Annotated in this window: 16 protein-coding genes; all 16 read right to left on the bottom strand. The window is 42.6% G+C overall.

The features are described 5' to 3' along the window. Positions 1-6: 6 nt before the first annotated feature. The 16 genes from fliL to VSA01S_RS02175 all read right to left on the bottom strand — a co-directional run bounded on the left by fliL (position 7) and on the right by VSA01S_RS02175 (position 17,217). Positions 7-495, bottom strand: a complete 489-nt coding sequence (fliL, locus tag VSA01S_RS02250; RefSeq protein ID WP_039980134.1) for a flagellar basal body-associated protein FliL — start codon at positions 493-495, stop codon at positions 7-9. Positions 496-534: 39 nt separating this feature from the next. After that, the gene (locus VSA01S_RS02245; protein ID WP_039980133.1) at positions 535-2,289 is read right to left on the bottom strand and encodes a flagellar hook-length control protein FliK; all 1,755 of its coding nucleotides are present in this window, start codon (positions 2,287-2,289) and stop codon (positions 535-537) included. Positions 2,290-2,569: 280 nt separating this feature from the next. Continuing rightward, entirely contained in the window at positions 2,570-3,010 is a 441-nt protein-coding gene (gene fliJ, locus VSA01S_RS02240) for a flagellar export protein FliJ (RefSeq protein ID WP_039980132.1), read from the bottom strand. Between the two features lie 12 nt (positions 3,011-3,022). Further along, a complete protein-coding gene (gene fliI / locus VSA01S_RS02235) occupies positions 3,023-4,342 on the bottom strand; it encodes a flagellar protein export ATPase FliI (protein ID WP_039980131.1) in 1,320 nt (439 codons plus the stop codon). Positions 4,343-4,345: 3 nt separating this feature from the next. Further along, positions 4,346-5,146, bottom strand: coding sequence for a flagellar assembly protein FliH (gene fliH / locus VSA01S_RS02230; protein ID WP_039980130.1), 801 nt, complete (start codon positions 5,144-5,146; stop codon positions 4,346-4,348). Between the two features lie 109 nt (positions 5,147-5,255). Continuing rightward, a complete protein-coding gene (gene fliG / locus VSA01S_RS02225) occupies positions 5,256-6,311 on the bottom strand; it encodes a flagellar motor switch protein FliG (protein ID WP_039980129.1) in 1,056 nt (351 codons plus the stop codon). After that, positions 6,304-8,046 (bottom strand): flagellar basal-body MS-ring/collar protein FliF, encoded by a 1,743-nt coding sequence (gene fliF, locus VSA01S_RS02220; RefSeq protein WP_102857620.1) that lies wholly within the window; start codon positions 8,044-8,046, stop codon positions 6,304-6,306. Before fliF ends, fliG begins: the two co-directional genes overlap by 8 nt. Positions 8,047-8,060: 14 nt before the next feature. Beyond that, on the bottom strand, positions 8,061-8,372 hold the full coding sequence (fliE, locus tag VSA01S_RS02215; protein ID WP_039980127.1) for a flagellar hook-basal body complex protein FliE: 312 nt from the start codon (positions 8,370-8,372) through the stop codon (positions 8,061-8,063). Between the two features lie 223 nt (positions 8,373-8,595). Further along, complete coding sequence (locus tag VSA01S_RS02210; RefSeq protein ID WP_039980126.1) at positions 8,596-10,002, bottom strand: sigma-54-dependent transcriptional regulator; 1,407 nt, start codon at positions 10,000-10,002, stop codon at positions 8,596-8,598. A gap of 35 nt (positions 10,003-10,037) precedes the next feature. Continuing rightward, positions 10,038-11,069: a sensor histidine kinase gene (locus VSA01S_RS02205; RefSeq protein ID WP_039980125.1), complete on the bottom strand. Its 1,032-nt coding sequence runs from the start codon at positions 11,067-11,069 to the stop codon at positions 10,038-10,040. Positions 11,070-11,267: 198 nt separating this feature from the next. Beyond that, complete coding sequence (locus tag VSA01S_RS02200; RefSeq protein ID WP_039980124.1) at positions 11,268-12,734, bottom strand: sigma-54 dependent transcriptional regulator; 1,467 nt, start codon at positions 12,732-12,734, stop codon at positions 11,268-11,270. Positions 12,735-13,021: 287 nt separating this feature from the next. Continuing rightward, the gene (gene fliS, locus VSA01S_RS02195) at positions 13,022-13,432 is read right to left on the bottom strand and encodes a flagellar export chaperone FliS (RefSeq protein ID WP_021708895.1); all 411 of its coding nucleotides are present in this window, start codon (positions 13,430-13,432) and stop codon (positions 13,022-13,024) included. Between the two features lie 12 nt (positions 13,433-13,444). After that, on the bottom strand, positions 13,445-13,750 hold the full coding sequence (locus VSA01S_RS02190; protein WP_039980123.1) for a flagellar protein FliT: 306 nt from the start codon (positions 13,748-13,750) through the stop codon (positions 13,445-13,447). Next, positions 13,751-15,613: a flagellar filament capping protein FliD gene (gene fliD, locus VSA01S_RS02185; protein WP_039980122.1), complete on the bottom strand. Its 1,863-nt coding sequence runs from the start codon at positions 15,611-15,613 to the stop codon at positions 13,751-13,753. Between the two features lie 21 nt (positions 15,614-15,634). Then, positions 15,635-16,003 (bottom strand): flagellar protein FlaG, encoded by a 369-nt coding sequence (locus VSA01S_RS02180; RefSeq protein ID WP_039980121.1) that lies wholly within the window; start codon positions 16,001-16,003, stop codon positions 15,635-15,637. 80 nt (positions 16,004-16,083) lie between these two features. Next, the gene (locus VSA01S_RS02175; RefSeq protein ID WP_039980120.1) at positions 16,084-17,217 is read right to left on the bottom strand and encodes a flagellin; all 1,134 of its coding nucleotides are present in this window, start codon (positions 17,215-17,217) and stop codon (positions 16,084-16,086) included. Positions 17,218-17,589: the final 372 nt, after the last annotated feature.

The raw sequence follows: 17,589 nt of genomic DNA, 5'->3' as shown, positions 1-17,589 counted from the left end.
TATTACCTATTGGATTACAAAGTCTGTAAAAAGTACTTTTTCAATTACTGGTTTGCCCACCGCTTTCTTTAATGCAGCTTTGATGTCTTCAGAGGCGCGGTCGCGCAACTCAACTCGCCCAGTTGGAGAGCGAAGATGCTCGACAGTTGCCGAAGCAAACGTTGATAACAGGGCACTCTCAATCAATGGTGAATGATACCTGGCTAACTGCTCATTCTCGCTTCCACGAACCATCAATTGTGCATGAATTTGAACTAGCCTATCACGTTTATCACCTTTAGCATTGAAAATAAACGGTTGAGCAAGGTTCACATAAGCTATAGGTTCTTCCACCATATCCGCATGATCTGGCTGTACAGAGTCTGATTTTGATGCATCATCGGCACCCATCCAGAAAAAAGCCGCAGTACCACCTCCGATGAGCAAGGTTACTACTACAGCTAATATGATAAATAATTTTCTTTTTGAAGCGCCTGCTTCTTGCTGCTCTGCCATGAATATCTCTTTGTTATTCTTTATTTGTGGATCGTATTGTTACGCATAAAAACTAATTCCATCATGGTTTGAAGGTACATTCAAATCCAGATTGACTTCGGCCTCAAAGTTTTCATCCGTCTGGCCAGAAAAGCGCCGCTCTTGAGCACCTGCCTGTTGAGGATCTGCCTGAGTATAGCCGTTCTGTTGCTGGCCACTGCTTTGCTGCTCGACCGAAGAATCTGCAAGCTGCATGCCTTGCTGAGCAAACATCTCCCTCAAACGAGGTAATGTTTGTTCAATCAATTCTCTCGCCTGTGGATTGGATACCGTAAAATGTACATTAGCTAAATCATTATTCATTGCCATACGGATTTGCATTCGGCCTAATTCAGGCGGATCCAATCTGATGTCGAGGTTTTTGAGGTTTTTCGACATCATCATTTGAATTTTTTCAGAGACCTGATCTTCAGCCATCTCTTTCGTCATCAGGAGTGGTGATTGGACTTGCCCTGCTGCATCTATTTTGACTGCTGGCGATGTTAAGCCAGTTTGTTGATTCACAAGCGACTGGATCTGCCCAGCAAGATTAGACTGAGAGTCCGGTTTCTCTGCGGCCTCTGATAAAGATTGTAGTCCACTCGCCGTCAAGCCATCTGCGGTTAACTTTTTACTCATTATATCGGTCGATAATTTAAGCCCTTCTAGAGATTGAGCATTCGCTGGGAATGAAACCGAATCTGGCAAAGGCATCATCGCAGATTTATCTGCTTGGGTCTGCACGGTTGCGACTGGAGCCGTCTGATTTGCAGACGTTTGCCATTCATTATTTCCGGTAATGTTTGAAGAGGATCCTGAAACAGCAACCGATGAAGCATGACGAGTTAACCCATCATTCAGAGCTAATTTGGTCTCATTTGGTAATACACTCAATTGGGACAAGTTTTGTTCAGAAACATCAATGGAGAGCTCACCCTTATTGATAGACTCTAATACTGCTTGTTCTTGATCAGATAAAGGCTGGCCTTGTCCTAGTTTGGCATCAATTGTTTCTAACATCTTTAATGTAGTGGCACTTGGTAAGGAAAGGGCTTTACCTACATTACCCTGCTCTGATTTTGAAGCATGGCCTTCGGACAGTTCATCCACAGCCAGTTCGGATGTTTTATTCGCAGCAAATGGTGAATGCCAATCAATAGGAAGTGGTGACTGTGTGACATAGTCATCAATACTTAGATGTTCCGCCAAACCGTCATCATCGAGCTCTTCTTTTTTAAGTGTATCTAGATTTGCTTCACCATCCATTACCGGCATGTCTTGATCAAGAGGCAATGCCTTGCCGCCATTCATAACAGGCTTATTGTTTTGTAGTGTCTGTGAAGCTTGTTGTAATTGACCAAGCAACTGCTTCCCTTCACCCATCACACTTTTTGCTGAACTCAAGCTGGAGGGTAAAAGTTCTGTATCCGAACCCTCTAGATCCGTGGCGGCGAACTCGTCTTGGCTAAGTGCCACATTCGTATTCTTGCCCGCTACGAGTTCATCGCTATCCTCTGAAGTGATAGACTTTTCAGCCGACGGCTCATCTACAGCGTGTAAAGTTTCATCCCCTTTAACTGACTTAACCGATTCTGGACGCTGAGAGCTCGGCTTTGAATGTGCTCGGACTTTTTCTGTTTCTTGCGAACCACTAAACACACCAGCTAAAGTCTCAAAAAAGCCTTTTTTTTCTGTAGGTTCAGAGACAGTTTTAGCTACAGTATCAGACCCTGATGTTTTCGTGGTAGCAGACGCATTCGACATATTCACATTCATATAAAAACTCTTGTTATCAGGCGTACAACTCGTTTCGTTAAGATAACGTTTAAGGTCAAAGGTTATATAAACTCAAAGAGTAAGAGACAACATAAGACTCAGCATAAGTCACTTTTCTTGCAAAGAACTGAGTAGATTCAAAGCAATAATCACGCCAACTTAATAAAAGCCAGCCAATAGTGCAATCAATGCAAATTAAGTGATCTCTGTAGTTTCAAGGTGTATCCCTAAGTGGTCTCACTCTGAATCAAGCATCTTGAGGTCACTTGGGTATATACCATTAAGCACGAGGTTTCCGGCTATAAAGAAGAGTGGAAAATTCATCCATCTGTTTCTGTTCGATTCTCGCTTGTTCTATTTGCTCTTTTTGAATATGCTTTTCAACCATCCACTCGTAGGATTTACGTTCTTTACGCATATTAAGCCAATACTCCTGACAGTTAACAACCTTCTCTTTGAAATGCTGCTCTGCTTCTTTTTGTTTTGATAATGTCTCGTCTAATTGCGTCAGGAATCGGTTTAAATGACAGTATTGGCTTGCAGTAAGTCCCTCTTTGCCTCGATCAACCAATTGCTGACAATAATCCAAGCGGTACTGTTCAATTTGTTGTACTTGAAGATAGTAACCATCAAGTTCAGATTGAGCTTTGTTTAAAGATAATAATGCTTGGGCTTCTTTCTCTTTAGACTGTTCGAGTAAAAACCCCATAGTATTGTTCATAATTCAGCTCGACTAACCACTTAGAATGCTTTTAAGCATATTAACGCACATGTCATAGGGGACAGATTCTTTCATCTGTTGCTGTAAAAATTCATCCAATTTAGGCTTAAGAGTAAAAGCACCATCAATGGCAGGGTCAGTTCCCGGTTTATAAGCTCCAATAGAGACCAAATCTTGATTTTTACGACAGATCGACAACACTTGACGTACCGCTTTTGACATAAGAACGTGCTCTTCAGTGGTAATTTTTGGCATCACTCGACTGATAGACTTTTCTACATCAATGGCAGGATAGTGACCCGCGTCAGCCATTTCACGAGATAATACAATGTGCCCATCAAGAATCGCACGAGAAGCATCAGCAATGGGGTCCTGCAAATCATCTCCTTCGGTCAAAACCGTAAAAAAAGCCGTAATCGAACCCTGCTCGGCACTACCATTACCCGCCCGTTCAACAAGTGCCGGTAGCTTAGCAAACACCGAGGGTGGATAACCTTTTGTTGCAGGAGGTTCACCCACTGATAAAGCAATTTCGCGCTGAGCTTGGGCGAAACGAGTCAACGAATCCATCAGCAACAGAACATCTAAACCTTGATCACGAAAGTACTCTGCCACAGTAAGAGCAGTCTGACACCCTTTTAAACGCATTAATGGGGAAGCATCTGCCGGCGCAGCAACGACAACCGAACGGCGACGTCCTTCTTCCTCTAAGATCTCTTCAATAAACTCTTTGACTTCTCGACCACGCTCACCAATAAGCCCAACGACAACGACTTGAGCTGTCGTTCCTCGCGTCATCATGCCAAGCGTCACTGATTTACCCACCCCAGATCCAGCAAACAGGCCAATCCGCTGACCTTTGCCGACCGTCAATAAACCGTTAATCGATTTCAGGCCAACATCCAATGGTTCAGAGATAGGTTTACGAGCCAGCGGATTGATAGGCATAGCGTTAAATGAAGCACGGTGGTCCGTGTAAATGGGACCCAAGCCGTCCAGCGGTTTGCCCACACCATCAATAACACGACCGAGTAACTCCATACCAACAGGAAGCCCCACATCACTGGTTAATGGTGTCACTTTCGCCCCGGGCAAAATGCCCGTAATTTGCTCACTTGGCATAAGAAACAGATTCTCGCCAGAAAAGCCGACCACTTCCGCTTCCACCTGTCCAGACATCGTCTCGACTAAGCACAAGCTGCCAATAGGAGCTCGACACCCCGTCGCTTCTAACGTTAAACCAATAACACGCACCAATTTGCCAGAAGCAACAGGACGAACCGTCAATCCTTCAACTTTATAGTTTTTTAGTCGCTCAGCCAACGCGATCATGAGTTACTCATTACTTTGATGGCGGTTAGCTTCACAAAAGCTGTTTAGCACACTTTTAATACGATCTTCAATGCGATAAATAACACTGGATTCCCCCGCTTCAATCTGAACATCACCTCGATTAAGTGAAGGCTCTGAAACTAAAGACCAACTGCGACTCTCAAGTTCACTTTCACCATAAGCAGTGCGGATAATATCAATGTCTTCAGGGTGCAAATGCAGTGTGATTGGATGACCGGAAATAGGCAGTGCGTTTACCGATTGCTTTACTGTATCAAGGATGATTTGTGGATTGGTTTGAACTTCAACATGCACAACTTCTTTGGCGAGACACAACACCATATCCACCAACTGCTTTTCAACTTGTGCATTCATCAGTTCTAAAGGTTGGGCAAACTGATCGGCTAATTTAATCAACGCTTCAACTTGCTGCTGAATCGTTTCTTGTCCGGCTTGGACTCCTTCTTCTTTGCCTACCTCAAAACCTTCGCTTTGGCCATCTTTAAGACCTTCTTCTTTGCCTTTGTCATAACCTTGTTTAAAGCCAGCTTCCTGACCTTGATGCAAGCCTTCTTGGTAAGCACCTTGCTTAATTAGCTCAATTTGCTCTTCAGTTAACTCCAGAACTTGTTCTTCTTCAAGTTGTTCGGCTTCTGGAACCCAGCTTGGATCGTAGTTAAATGCGGTTTCTTTCTCCTGACTTATTTTTTGCCCCCCATAATCGGGTAATCCCCACCGTTGAGGCTCGATCATCGCATCATCTTCATCAGGACGAATAAACCCACGCTTTCTATTGCCAATCATGCTTAACCTGTTACCTTTTTAGCAAATACTTCGTGTCCAAATTATATGTATAACAAGTGACTATAAGACACTTGATTCAGAGCTACGTCGTGAAGCCAAATTCAAACAATTATAAGAACTCATCAGCACCACCAGACAGCATCAACTCTCCACTGTCTGCCATTCGGCGAGCGATCGAAAGAATTTCTTTTTGAGCAGCTTCGACATCTGCCACACGTACAGGTGGCATCGCTTCTATATCATCTCTCATCATATCGGCAGCACGCTTAGACATATTTTTGAACACTTTCTCACGCAATGTTTCATCTGCACCTTTTAGTGCTTTTTGCAATACATCCTGTGGAATATCACGCAATAATTTTTGAATACCTTGGTCATCGACTTCGACTAAATTCTCAAATACAAACATCAGGTCTTGGATCTGCATTGCCATATCCTCGTCCTGATCGCGAATTTGATCCATCAAAATACCTTCAACATTGTTGTCCATATAATTCATGATTTCGGCTGCTGCTTTTAGGCCACCAATTTTTGCAGCTTGAGCACCTGCTTGACCAGCAAACTGCTTTTCCATGATCTCGTTTAATTCTGCCAAAGCAGAAGGTTGAACTTCTTCTAAGTTGGCAATTCGCATCATCAAATCCAGTCGAACGCGCTCAGGAAATTGCGAAAGAATTTCTGCCGATTGATCCGCTTCTAAATATGATAATACAATCGTTTGAATCTGAGGGTGCTCGTTAACAATAATTGATGCAACCTGTCGAGGGTCCATCCACTTAAGCGAATCCAAACCTTTGGAGCCCGTCCCCAATAAAATCTGGTCAACCAAATTATTGGCTTTATCTTCACCCAAAGCGGCAACAAGTGCATTACGCATAAAGTCCTCACTGCCCATGCCAATATTGGTATATTTTTGAATATCTTCTAGAAATGCTCGATGGACGGCCGAAACTTTATTTTGACTCAAATCCTTTGCCCGAGCCATGGCACTCCCAACACGCTGAACTTGTTTAGGCTCTAAATGGCGAATAATTCCTGCCGCATCATTTTCATTTAAGCTCAACAATAAAATTGCTGCTTTTTCTTCACCTGTCATGGTTGAGACATCAAACTCTGCTGGCACACCTGCACCATTTTCTTCTTGTGATACAATGTCATTAGCCATTTTCATTCATCCAGTTTTTAACTACTTGTGCAGCAAGCTCAGGTTCATTAGCAACCAAAGCTCTAACGGCTTTTAGTACATCTTCATCTTTGTGTAGGTTAGGCAAATCAATACTGGAGCCAAATTCAAACAATTCCCCACTCTCAATGTCGCTGCCAATGAGACTAGTTTCACCATCCGCACCGATTGGTAAACCATCTGGGCCATATATTTCTTCATCGTCATTACTCGCTGGGTTAAGCAGTTTTTTGAGTGCTGGTCGAACAAGGACCAGTACCACAACGATAATAACCAGCGCACTCGCAAACCAGCGAACCCACTCACTAAATTGTGGGTGTTCCCAAATAGGCGGCTCGGCAAGCGTATCCAATTCAGGCTCTGCAAATTTCACACTTAAAACGTTTAATAAGTCTCCACGACTTTCGTCAAAGCCAATTGTTCCAATCAATACTTGTCGAATGGCATTAATCTCTGCTTCTGACATTGGTGCATAAGTGACATCCCCCGTTTCTGGATTAACACTACGCCGTTCTTTGATCGCAACAGAGACCGTTTGACGATCTAATATCCCTGTTTGTTTGCGTTCATGACTGATGGTAGTGTCGAGTTCAAAATTACGAGTTGATTCTTTACGCACAGAGCCCTGCCCCATTACAGAGCCATCTTTCATCTGAGCGACGTCTTGTGGAATAGAAGCGTCGGCCGGTGGCTGATTACTTAACGCACCAGGTATTCCAGCTACCATGCTACCGTTGTTGTAATCTTCTAATGCATATTCACTTCGTGTGGCTGGTGTATTAGGGTCAAACCTCTTACGCGTTTGTTCGATAGCACTGAAGTCCATTTGAATATCAACTTGCGCTGTATAGTTTCCATACCCAAGGATTGGCAAGAGAACAGAATCAATTTTTTCACGCAAAGCCTGTTCTTGACTGCGTTCCATTTCTTGTTCTTTTCGGCGTGCTGCAGACGCTGGATCTTGTGAACCAGAACTTAGTAACCTTCCATGTTGGTCAGTAACCGTAATCCTCGAGGTTTTCATCCCAGGCACGGCACTCGCCACAATGTCAACGATAGAGTCGACTTCTTGCTGTTTTAAATTGGCACCTGTTGACAAAGTCAAGAAAACCGAAGCAGAGGCTTCTTGGTTGTGGCGAACAAAGACACTTCGTTTAGGCAACGCCAACAAGATACGAGCTTTACGTACTTGCTTCATCTCTTCAATGGCGTCTGCAAGTTGACGCTCACGACTCAATTTTAAGCGTTCTTGTTCAAGGCGCTGAGATACGCCAAATCCCATATCTTGCAATAAAATGTCATCACCGGCATCAGTAGCTTGATTCACACCCGCACGTACCATTGCCAATTTAATAGAGTTATATTCGCTAGATTCAACGGAAATTGTATTTCCATCTAATTTATAATCAATGTTTTGTTGGTCTAAGTAGTCTAAGACAGGAATCAGCTCTTCTGTATCATAGGCACCCAATGGGCGCATTTCAGGTTCTTTAACCCAAAAAAACAGCATCACAATTAAAGCAACACAGATCGAAATTGAAAGAACAAGTACGACTTGTCTTAATAGGTCAAGATCGCCGACAGCCATATCAAATTTTGAAGTACTTCGTTCTTCAATATCGGTATTCTGACCATGCGTATCTGAGTCTATGTGGCTGACTAATGAGCCATCCGTGCCACCTTCCTTGACGGTTAAATCTGTAGACATGTCGGCCACATTAATTACCTAAATTATACTGGCATGTTCATGAGGTCTTTGTAGGCCTCAACGAGCTTATTACGAATTTGGACAGTGGCATCAAAAGCCACACTGGATTTGTTACGGGCAATCATGACATCTGAAAGTGAAACATCAACATCTCCCCGGTCAAAACGAGTTTGTAAATCACCAGACGCTTTTTGAAGTGAGTTAACGTTGTTGATTGCTTTTGTTAGCAAATTACCAAAATCCGCTCCAACCTTTGCACCAGTTGCAACAGGAGTGGTGTTTGTTGCCTCAACCATCATTGTCCGCATTTCTGCCTGAATGGCATCAATTTTCATATTTACTCCAACGTCAAATATTTGACCAAAAGAAATTATAATCTATATATAGAGCAACTACCATGCCATAAAAATCACTTTGCTGGCTTTATTCTCTCTTTGTTACCAAGCTGAAGTGTGTTCCTGCTAACGAAACATGGGTCCACAACAATTTTCGTTCGGCGAACGCCATAAAAACCAGCTCTAGACAAGCCGTTTCCATAAGAAACCGACACAATCAAAACTAAGACGGAAGATCGATACCTGCATCACGCATTTTAGCTAATTTGTAACGAAGAGTTCTTGGGCTAATGCCTAATTTCTCAGCCATTTCCTTACGCCGCCCATTACATTCAATCAATGTTTCTAAAATAATGGCATACTCTTGATCACGCAGCTCACCGCCGAGCCCTTCGTTGCCTGTCGATAATCGGTTAAACTCTACTTGCGCCACTGGTTTCACATTGGGAGAAGCAACGTGAGAGTCTTGCACAATAGCTTGAAGACTATCTACATCCTGCCAATCAATGCCTTCAAGTAGAATATGATCTGCACTAATGTCACTGTTTTCACTTAAAATCAGCGCACGCTGAACCACATTATCAAGCTCACGAACATTACCTGGCCAAGGGTATAGCAGCAACTTATTAAGAGCTGCTTGCGAGAATGTGGCGACAGGCACACCAAGTTTACAACAGTGTCGCTCAGCCAAGTGTTGGGCCAAAGGAACAATATCGCCTGGACGGTCACATAGCGCAGGCCAAGCAATAGGAAAAACATTCAGACGGTAATAAAGGTCTTCACGAAAGTTGCCTTCATTAACGTATTGCTTTAGGTCACGGTTACTCGTGGCTAACACGCGAACATCAAGTTTGATGCTTTTCCGGCTACCTAAACGCTCTACCTCACGCTCTTGCAGCACTCGAAGAAGTTTCGCTTGTAAACTTAACTCCATTTCACTAATTTCATCGAGTAAAATAGTACCGCCTTGAGCCTGTTCAAATTTACCGGGACAAGCTTGAACAGCACCGGTAAACGCGCCTTTTTCATAGCCAAACAAAGTTGCTTCCAGCATGTTATCGGGGATGGCTGCACAGTTTATCGCAACAAAAGGGCCATCCTTACGATTAGAAGCATTATGGATATAACGTGACATCACTTCTTTCCCCGAGCCACTAGGGCCAAGGATCATAACATTGGCATCGGTACGAGCAACTTTATCGGCAAGTGAAAGTAATTTTTGACTTTTTTCATCAGCCACCACTGCATCGCCGTTTTCATCGCTTTTTACCGGTGCATAACGGCTAATCATATTGAGCAGAACTTCTGGAGCAAATGGCTTAGCCATGTAATCGATAGCACCTTCCTTCATTGCAGAAACGGCATCTTCGATATTGGCGTAGGCTGTCATCAATAACATGGGTAAGTTAGGCCAATTTTGCTTGATATTTCGTAACAGAGCTAGGCCACCCATGCCTGCCATTTGTACATCTGAAACGACAATATCAACCGAATTAGATTTAAGTTTTAATAGCGCATCTTCAGCACTATCGGCCTCTAACCATTCGTACCCTGCTAGCGCTAGGGTATCAACGAGAGCTTCTCGAAGGCCTTCGTCATCTTCGACGATCAGCACTTTACTTTGCACCATTTGGGTTCTCCAGTATTAATAAATATAATGACCAACTATTGCTCATCGACTGATGTCCCCTTTAACGGAATACACATAGTAAAACAAGCACCATCACCTTCGTCTGAAGTCAGTTCCAATCTGCCATCGTGTGCCCGGCATACCATTTGAACAACAGCAAGCCCCAAGCCTGTACCTTGAGAACGTGTCGTAAAAAATGGTTCCATTATTTTTGCTTGTAACTCTTTTGCAACACCAGGCCCACTATCTTGTACCGAAATGCGTAATTCATTGTTGACAGGACGAAAGAAAACGTCGATTTGAGCTTCCTTACCGGACATCTGGATCGCATTCATGACAAGATTGCTCAATGCTGAAGCAATAGCATTGGTATTGCCGAAAAGCTCTACTTGCTCTTGCTCAACTTCAAGACCGTAGTCTATGTTGCTTTTTTGTAGTGCGGTTTCTACCATTGGCTGGTATTCCGCAACAAGTTGGGCGATAGAGAAAGCGTTGATAACCTTATTGTCCCCACCTTTTGCAAACAGCAACATATCGTTGACCTGCTTTTCTAGGTCATGCAACCGATCCATTAATTTGCTTTGAAAACGGTCTCGGGTTGCTACTGGTAAATTAGGAGCGGCAAGATTCGAAGCGTAAAGCATGGCACTTGAAAGAGGGGTTCTGACTTGATGAGCGAGGGAAGCCACCATCCTACCTAAGGAGGATAACCGTTGTAAGTCACTCACCCGAGATTGCAACAACCTGGTTTCCGTCAGATCAGTAATCAAAATTAACTGACCTGTCGCTGAGGCCGAAATAGCTAATCGAACTTTACGACCGTTACGTAATGAAACCTCATGACCATCATCTTCACGTGGATCAAACACCGTTTGAATAATGTTAAACCATTTCTCATTAACAAGAGGAGTTTCAAGGACACGATAAGCCTCCGGGTTCGCTTCTCGGATTACGCCATGCGTATCCAATAGGATAACACCAGCGGGCATCACCTCCAGAACCTGCTTGTAACGCTCAACTTGGTTTTCAACCGAGTCTAAGTGAGATTGGTTAGTACTATTGTCCATTTAAAGCCTGTCGTATTGTTGCTTTTTATGTCATGTAAGATGGGCATATGTGCTCGCTCTTGAAACGACAAATTAGCCTAAAAGCAACATTTTCATAACGTTATCTTTTTATTTATCAGCATATTATCATATGAGAAAGAATTGACACTATCAAAATCTAGCCCTGAGCCCCTAGTAAGCTCAATAAGGAAGCAAACGTTACCGATGCAAGTCATATTTACGCATTTTCTCCACCAGTGTTGTTCGGCGCATTCCCAGCATGTCTGCCGCTCGAGTCACGACGCCATTTTGAGCATCCAGAGCTTGATTAATCATGTTAATTTCCATTTCCGTCAATAACGCTTTCAGATTCACACCCTCTGGCGGTAGAGTAAGTGGGGCGTTGATATCATTTATTATTCCGACTTGCTCTTCCATTTCAAAATGTCCAGAAAAAATATCTTGAAATGCATCGCGCTCTTGCTCTTCGACTGAGAGCGTTGTACTACATTCAGGTTGAAAATCTGGAATATCACTGTATCGATACTTAGTCGGTAAGTGATTGATATCAATTAATCCATTTGGATAAAGAATAACCATTCGTTCAATCAGGTTAGCCAATTCACGCACATTACCTGGCCAGTGGTGTTCCAGAAGTGAGTCTAAAGAGCGAGGTGTAAAGTATATGGGTTGTGCCCCTTCATCTTGTAAACGGGACATTAACTCCTGGATCAATAGAGGAATATCTTGTTTACGTTGCTTGAGAGCAGGCATTTCAATCGGAAATACATTGAGGCGATAAAACAGGTCCTCTCGGAAAACTCCTTCAAGAATCATTTCTTCTAAGTTTCGGTGTGTTGCTGCAATGACTCGGACATTAACTTTAATCGTGGTGTTACCACCAACTCGCTCAAAACAACGCTCTTGAAGCACACGTAAAAGCTTAATTTGCATCGACATCGGCATATCACCGATTTCATCAAGAAAAATGGTACCGCCATCAGCTAATTCAAATCGACCTTTACGTGCAGTTAAAGCCCCTGTGAAAGCTCCTTTTTCATGACCAAATAACTCACTTTCCAAAAGCTCTGGAGGAATAGCCCCACAATTGATTGGAACAAATGGGCCATCACGGTAAGCAGAATGGTAATGGACATTGCGAGCGACCACTTCCTTACCTGTTCCAGATTCACCCAGTAACAGAACATTCGCATCCGTGTTGGAAACTTGTTCAATGAGATAACGAACTTCTTGAATACCTCGGCTTTGTCCAACAAGGCTTCGAAACAGCGTATTTTTGCGTGAACTCGAGATGGTATGAATGCTTTTTTGTCCTTGAAAGTCTTTACAATGTCGTAAAGCTTCACTCAATTGAGGGTAGTTGAAAGGCTGCTGTAACTCTCCAACAAAATTAGGCAGTTCCTCTATTGAAAAAGGTAACGGAGACATTGAAATTAAAGGAATGTTGTGAGCTTCAGCAAGAAAACCCTGCAGTTGATGTGCCGCACACTGTGAAGAGATTGTACCAATGAAGCACCCATTCCAAGGTTCAGACCATTCAATACTACCTATATTACCGGAGCTAAGAGTTATACAACTCTCTCCAACAAATTCTAGAATATTACTCAAATTCAAACAATTTGAATTATCGTCATCAATGACGAGTATCTTGGCCAAGCCTTGCATAGAAAAAATGATCGCCTTTATTTGAGGTCATCGCATACAAATTTACGCCAGACCCAATTAACAACAATGTTACTATAGATTACAGCAAAGTTAGCAGCAATGATAAGGCTATAAGCCTATTAATTTACTCATTTTATTTTTAATCAAATAACAAGGCAACTGAGTAAGGAAGGAGGGTAAGCTTGATGATAGCTTTGATGGCGATATTAGAGATATCAATCGCAAAAAAGTAATTGTAAAAACGATGCCAACGCTCAGTGGCATCTAATAAAGAGGTTTAAACGATGTTATAGACCAACTTGGCTGGCCGTCAGATTATGATATTCGTTTGGAATTTGATCCCACGCAGATTTAATATCACGAATAATTTCGATAACATCGTCAATCGGCTGAGGGTCATTTTTATGATTAGCATTTGATATTTGAGTAATCATAAATTCATATAAAGCATCTAAATTGGAAGCAATATCACCGCCATCATCCATAGAAAGACAGCTACGTAAAGCAATAATAATGTCCAAGGCCTTACCAAGACGTTCACCCTTTACAGGAATATTACCCGCTTGCATCGCTGCTTTTCCTTGAATAAGGCGCTCAATCGCTCCTGCCATAAGCATTTGAATCACTTTATGTGGAGACGCTGCACTGAGCTGGCTATCAACCGATACTTTTTTATATGCTTGCAAAGAACCGCGCATACTATTCCTCTTTTAGGTGAATTTTTTATACTGCTGAAGTGAACGTTGACCATATCGGAACTTATTGAGTTCTTTTCCTACATGGTCCGTTTCTATTTGCATCATATCAACAATGCTCTTAGTGCGAGTAACTAGCTCTTGCCACTCAGGCTGATGCTTCAACGACGGATTCTTGTCCACCATTGAGAGCAAAGTCGATAATAGTTGTTCCCTTGTATCGACGAGATGAAGAATTTCTTCACTATTAATCTCGCTTTTTTCCATTTCTTTTGCAATGAGTTGATCAATGTCACTTATTTTTCTAAAGCTACAGGTCATCTACTGACCCATTGCACTCATAAGCGCTCCCAATTGACCTTGCATTTTACCGGTTGCATCTTGCATCGCTGCGAACTTATTGTGAGTTCGTTGCTCAAGACTTTCCATACGACGATCCAATGTCGCTTGATCATCTGTAAGACGGTAATTTTGCTCTGTTAAACTTCTTTCACGAGTGCGGATGCTCCCCGTGACACCTGTGAAACCATGAATAGCGTCTTCTATCTGTCTAGCAAAACCCGTATTCCCACCAAAGAAATCACCAAGCTCATTGAAGTTATTGTTCAGTTGGCGATCCAATAAATCATAGTTAATTTCTAAGTTTCCTTGCCGAGTGGTCGTAATGCCAAACTCGGTTAATGATTGAAGACCAACAGGAGCGTCTTCAATACCAGTAGAAAAGATGGCTTTTAAACGTGAATCAGCATTTCTCACCGTACTGTCGCCTGCTAACGGGCCTTTTTGCCCTGTCACAGGATCTACGCTAGAGAGCGCTTTAGAGGTTTGATAAAACGTATTATAAGCTGAGACAAAGTTTTCGATGTCACTGCGTACACTCTGACGATCATACTCAACACCAATTTCAGCAGGTGGTTTACCCGGCTGCGATTTACCTTTCAGTGTTAAGTCGACCCCTTCAATGGCATCTTCAATAACATTATTAGAACTCGATAGTTTCGCCACACCATCCAGTATAACAACGGCATCTTGACCCGCTTGAACCTGGATCATGCTTGCTTCTGTTTCAAATAATGGCTGCAGTTGCTCAAACTGCTCCTCCGCCAAATACATTTTCTCCAGCCGAGAACGTTCAGTTGGTTCTAATTCACCCAGTGCTCTTTGCTGAGCTTCTTCTTCTGTTAAAATGCCCCGTTGAACTTGTTGTTCATAGGCAGCTCTTTCTGGTGCTATTTTTTGTTCAAGATTGGCTTTTTCATCCTGAAACAGATGTTGTGCTTCTTTAATAACTGCATAAGAAGCTTTAAGAAAATTTAATGTCGGATCACTTAATCCGAGTACATCCGTCGCTGCTGAGGCGATAGCGCCAACGTCAACCTGTGATTGCCGTTGATCATCACCCGTACTTTGTCGGACGTCAGGGGGTATAAAATTGCCGTTTGCATCCACCTGCTGTGATTGCGGCAAAATAGACGATTGCGGTAAAGTAGACTCTGGCATGGTTAGAGGCCCAACCACCGCCTCAACCGCTTCACGTGCAGCATTTATCGCGTTATTACGATCTTGTAAAGTTTGATACCCTAACTTTTTCAGAGGGTTACCAGTAGCAGCTTCGACCGAAACCTTTAACTGATGCTTTTCCCCTGGTAAATTAGAAGCCAAAATCAAACGTGGTCCTTCGGTATCGTTAATGACCGATGCTCTAACACCAGAATTTGCCGATGTACCATTAATACCACGTACGATATCCACTAGTTTTGAATTAGAACGAACGTCAACATCAAAACTTTTATTGCCAAACGAAACCTGCAGCTTGCCAGGGCCAAACTTGGTATCTTCAGAGAACGTTTCTGAAGCAACTTTATGACTCTGTGCAAGCTGCAACACATCGATAGCATACTTACCAGCAATGGCTTTAGTTGTTGCAGTCGCGGATACAATACTTTCATCTGTGGTGTTAACCGTGCGAACTGAAAATGCTTCATCCTGACGGAAATTCGTCATCAAACCTTTCATTGTATCCAGTGATTCTCTGAGTCGCCCATAAGCACTGATACTGGCATCGATAGTCATGCGTTCATTATCAATACGTTGCTGCTTTGGCACACGCTCAGCATCAACGATCTTACTGACCATTGCATTAATATCTATACCACCAGAGATACCCATAGGGCCAATACTCATTCATTCACCTCAAAAAACGACTTACACTTTTTCAACTAGCAAACCTCTAGCTGTGTATTCAGCTAGACGACGCAATACTACAAGCATTTCTTCATCTGGGATTTGACGGATTACTTCGCCCGTTGTGGCTTCATAAACCGTCACTACATTGCGACCCGATGCTTCATCGACTCGAAATGCCACACCTTTGTTAATGGAAGAGACAAATTCATTCATTTGCTCAACGATTTTCTCACGCTGCTCATTATCAATCTCTTGAGGGCGCTCAGTCTGTTCAATCCCATTTAAATTTGCTGTGTTAGGCGTATCTACTTCATTTTTTAAAGCAAATTTTGTGCCATTAGAATCGCCGTAAGGCTGGATGTTCGATGTATAGGAGGATATTTCCATAACCATCTCCCTTCCAACTTATTGACTTTATCAGTGAATCAATTACGTGAGAATATCACTCTCAATTGATATCGACTGTATTAGCCTAACAAGCTTAATGCCGCAGATGGGCTCTGTTTTGCCTGTGCCAAGATTGAAGTACTAGCCTGCTGAAGAATTTGAGACTTGGTCATTGCCGTCGTTTCTTTAGCATAGTCAGTATCTTTAATACGACTCTTAGATGCATTAACATTTTCGTTAATATTATCCAAGTTATTGATCGCATGGTTAAAGCGATTTTGAAATGCACCTAGCTCTGCACGTTGGCTATCCACCGCTTTTAGAGCTCCATCAATAATAGATACCGCTTGCTGTGAGCCCGAAACTGTTGTGACATCAATATCTTTAACGGTAACATCGGTGCCTGAGCCAAAACCGATTTCCGATGCCAATCCACCAGAAATCGTTACATCACCACCTTGTACTTTTTGTGAAGAAGCGTATACCTGTAGCTTTCCGTCTTCACCAACTGATGCCTTTACGTCTTCACTTTGACCATTGATGTAAGTCGCAAGCTCTTCCAAGTCATCACCTTGCTTGGCTGCAATGGTGAGAGTTTGATCTTCACCATTAGAATTTTTGTATTCTAATGTCAGATCTGTATTTGCATCTACAACCCAAGAAGGATCTTGCCCTGTACCAGCAACATAGCTTTTACCGCCCATTGTACCAGTATCAGAGCGCAAATTACCCATAGAAAGCATGACCGCTTCCCCTGAGTCTGCGCCAATTTGGAAAGACTGAGTACCATATGTACCATTAAGAAGTTTATTACCACCAAATGACGTTGTTTCCGCAATACGGTTAAGCTCGTCATTTAGTGCCGTCACTTCTTCTTGGATTGCAATTCGCTCTGATTTTGAATTTGAACCGTTAGCAGATTGAAGTGAAAGATCACGCATTCGTTGCAGAATGTTAGTTGACTCATTCATTGCACCTTCAGCCACCTGAGCAATAGAAATGCCGTCATTGGCATTTTTTACTGCCATATCGAGTCCACGGCTTTGCGCATTCAAACGGTTTGAAATCTGTAAACCTGCTGCGTCATCTTTAGCGCTATTAATTTTATAGCCTGAAGACAAACGCTCCATGGATTTGTTCTGATTTTCAGACGCTTGATTTAGGTAGCGCTGTGCGGTCATTGCTGGAACGTTAGTATTAACGTTAATTGCCATAGTTGATCTCCTTAAGGCTTACGTTGATGAACCGTTGTGTCTCTCACCTCACTTCGGTACATCTCATTTCTCTCAATCCCTTTAACGGCTATCTAAAGCGTTCCTTTAGCAATAAATTTATTTTTTTTAAATTAGAAGAAAAAACCCAAGATAGGATAATTAGTATAAATATTAATATTTAACTGAATTATTCCCAATTTGGAGACTAGTAGGTCAGTATTCTGCAGTGTCAGCGAATCAATATACTCAAAGAATTTTACAGATAGATCCACCACACGTAGTAGAGTAAAGCGACATACAAAACCCAGCCGAAGCTGGGTTTAAACGCTTATCTCTCATCACAAGCCGATTTATCCACTGAACAATCTTTAA

The organism is Vibrio sagamiensis NBRC 104589 (genome assembly GCF_007990935.1).
Classification (GTDB): Bacteria; Pseudomonadota; Gammaproteobacteria; order Enterobacterales; family Vibrionaceae; genus Vibrio; species Vibrio sagamiensis.
This window is presented reverse-complemented; position numbering and strand designations above follow the sequence as displayed.

Excerpts from the sequence above, each read along its gene's own strand:
- fliL (WP_039980134.1), bottom strand. The coding sequence starts at position 495 with ATGGCAGAGCAGCAAGAAGCAGGCGCTTCAAAAAGAAAATTATTTATC.
- VSA01S_RS02245 (WP_039980133.1), bottom strand. The coding sequence starts at position 2,289 with ATGAATGTGAATATGTCGAATGCGTCTGCTACCACGAAAACATCAGGG.
- fliJ (WP_039980132.1), bottom strand. The coding sequence starts at position 3,010 with ATGAACAATACTATGGGGTTTTTACTCGAACAGTCTAAAGAGAAAGAA.
- fliI (WP_039980131.1), bottom strand. The coding sequence starts at position 4,342 with ATGATCGCGTTGGCTGAGCGACTAAAAAACTATAAAGTTGAAGGATTG.
- fliH (WP_039980130.1), bottom strand. The coding sequence starts at position 5,146 with ATGATTGGCAATAGAAAGCGTGGGTTTATTCGTCCTGATGAAGATGAT.
- fliG (WP_039980129.1), bottom strand. The coding sequence starts at position 6,311 with ATGGCTAATGACATTGTATCACAAGAAGAAAATGGTGCAGGTGTGCCA.
- fliE (WP_039980127.1), bottom strand. The coding sequence starts at position 8,372 with ATGAAAATTGATGCCATTCAGGCAGAAATGCGGACAATGATGGTTGAG.
- VSA01S_RS02210 (WP_039980126.1), bottom strand. The coding sequence starts at position 10,002 with ATGGTGCAAAGTAAAGTGCTGATCGTCGAAGATGACGAAGGCCTTCGA.
- VSA01S_RS02205 (WP_039980125.1), bottom strand. The coding sequence starts at position 11,069 with ATGGACAATAGTACTAACCAATCTCACTTAGACTCGGTTGAAAACCAA.
- VSA01S_RS02200 (WP_039980124.1), bottom strand. The coding sequence starts at position 12,734 with ATGCAAGGCTTGGCCAAGATACTCGTCATTGATGACGATAATTCAAAT.
- fliS (WP_021708895.1), bottom strand. The coding sequence starts at position 13,432 with ATGCGCGGTTCTTTGCAAGCATATAAAAAAGTATCGGTTGATAGCCAG.
- VSA01S_RS02190 (WP_039980123.1), bottom strand. The coding sequence starts at position 13,750 with ATGACCTGTAGCTTTAGAAAAATAAGTGACATTGATCAACTCATTGCA.
- fliD (WP_039980122.1), bottom strand. The coding sequence starts at position 15,613 with ATGAGTATTGGCCCTATGGGTATCTCTGGTGGTATAGATATTAATGCA.
- VSA01S_RS02180 (WP_039980121.1), bottom strand. The coding sequence starts at position 16,003 with ATGGAAATATCCTCCTATACATCGAACATCCAGCCTTACGGCGATTCT.
- VSA01S_RS02175 (WP_039980120.1), bottom strand. The coding sequence starts at position 17,217 with ATGGCAATTAACGTTAATACTAACGTTCCAGCAATGACCGCACAGCGC.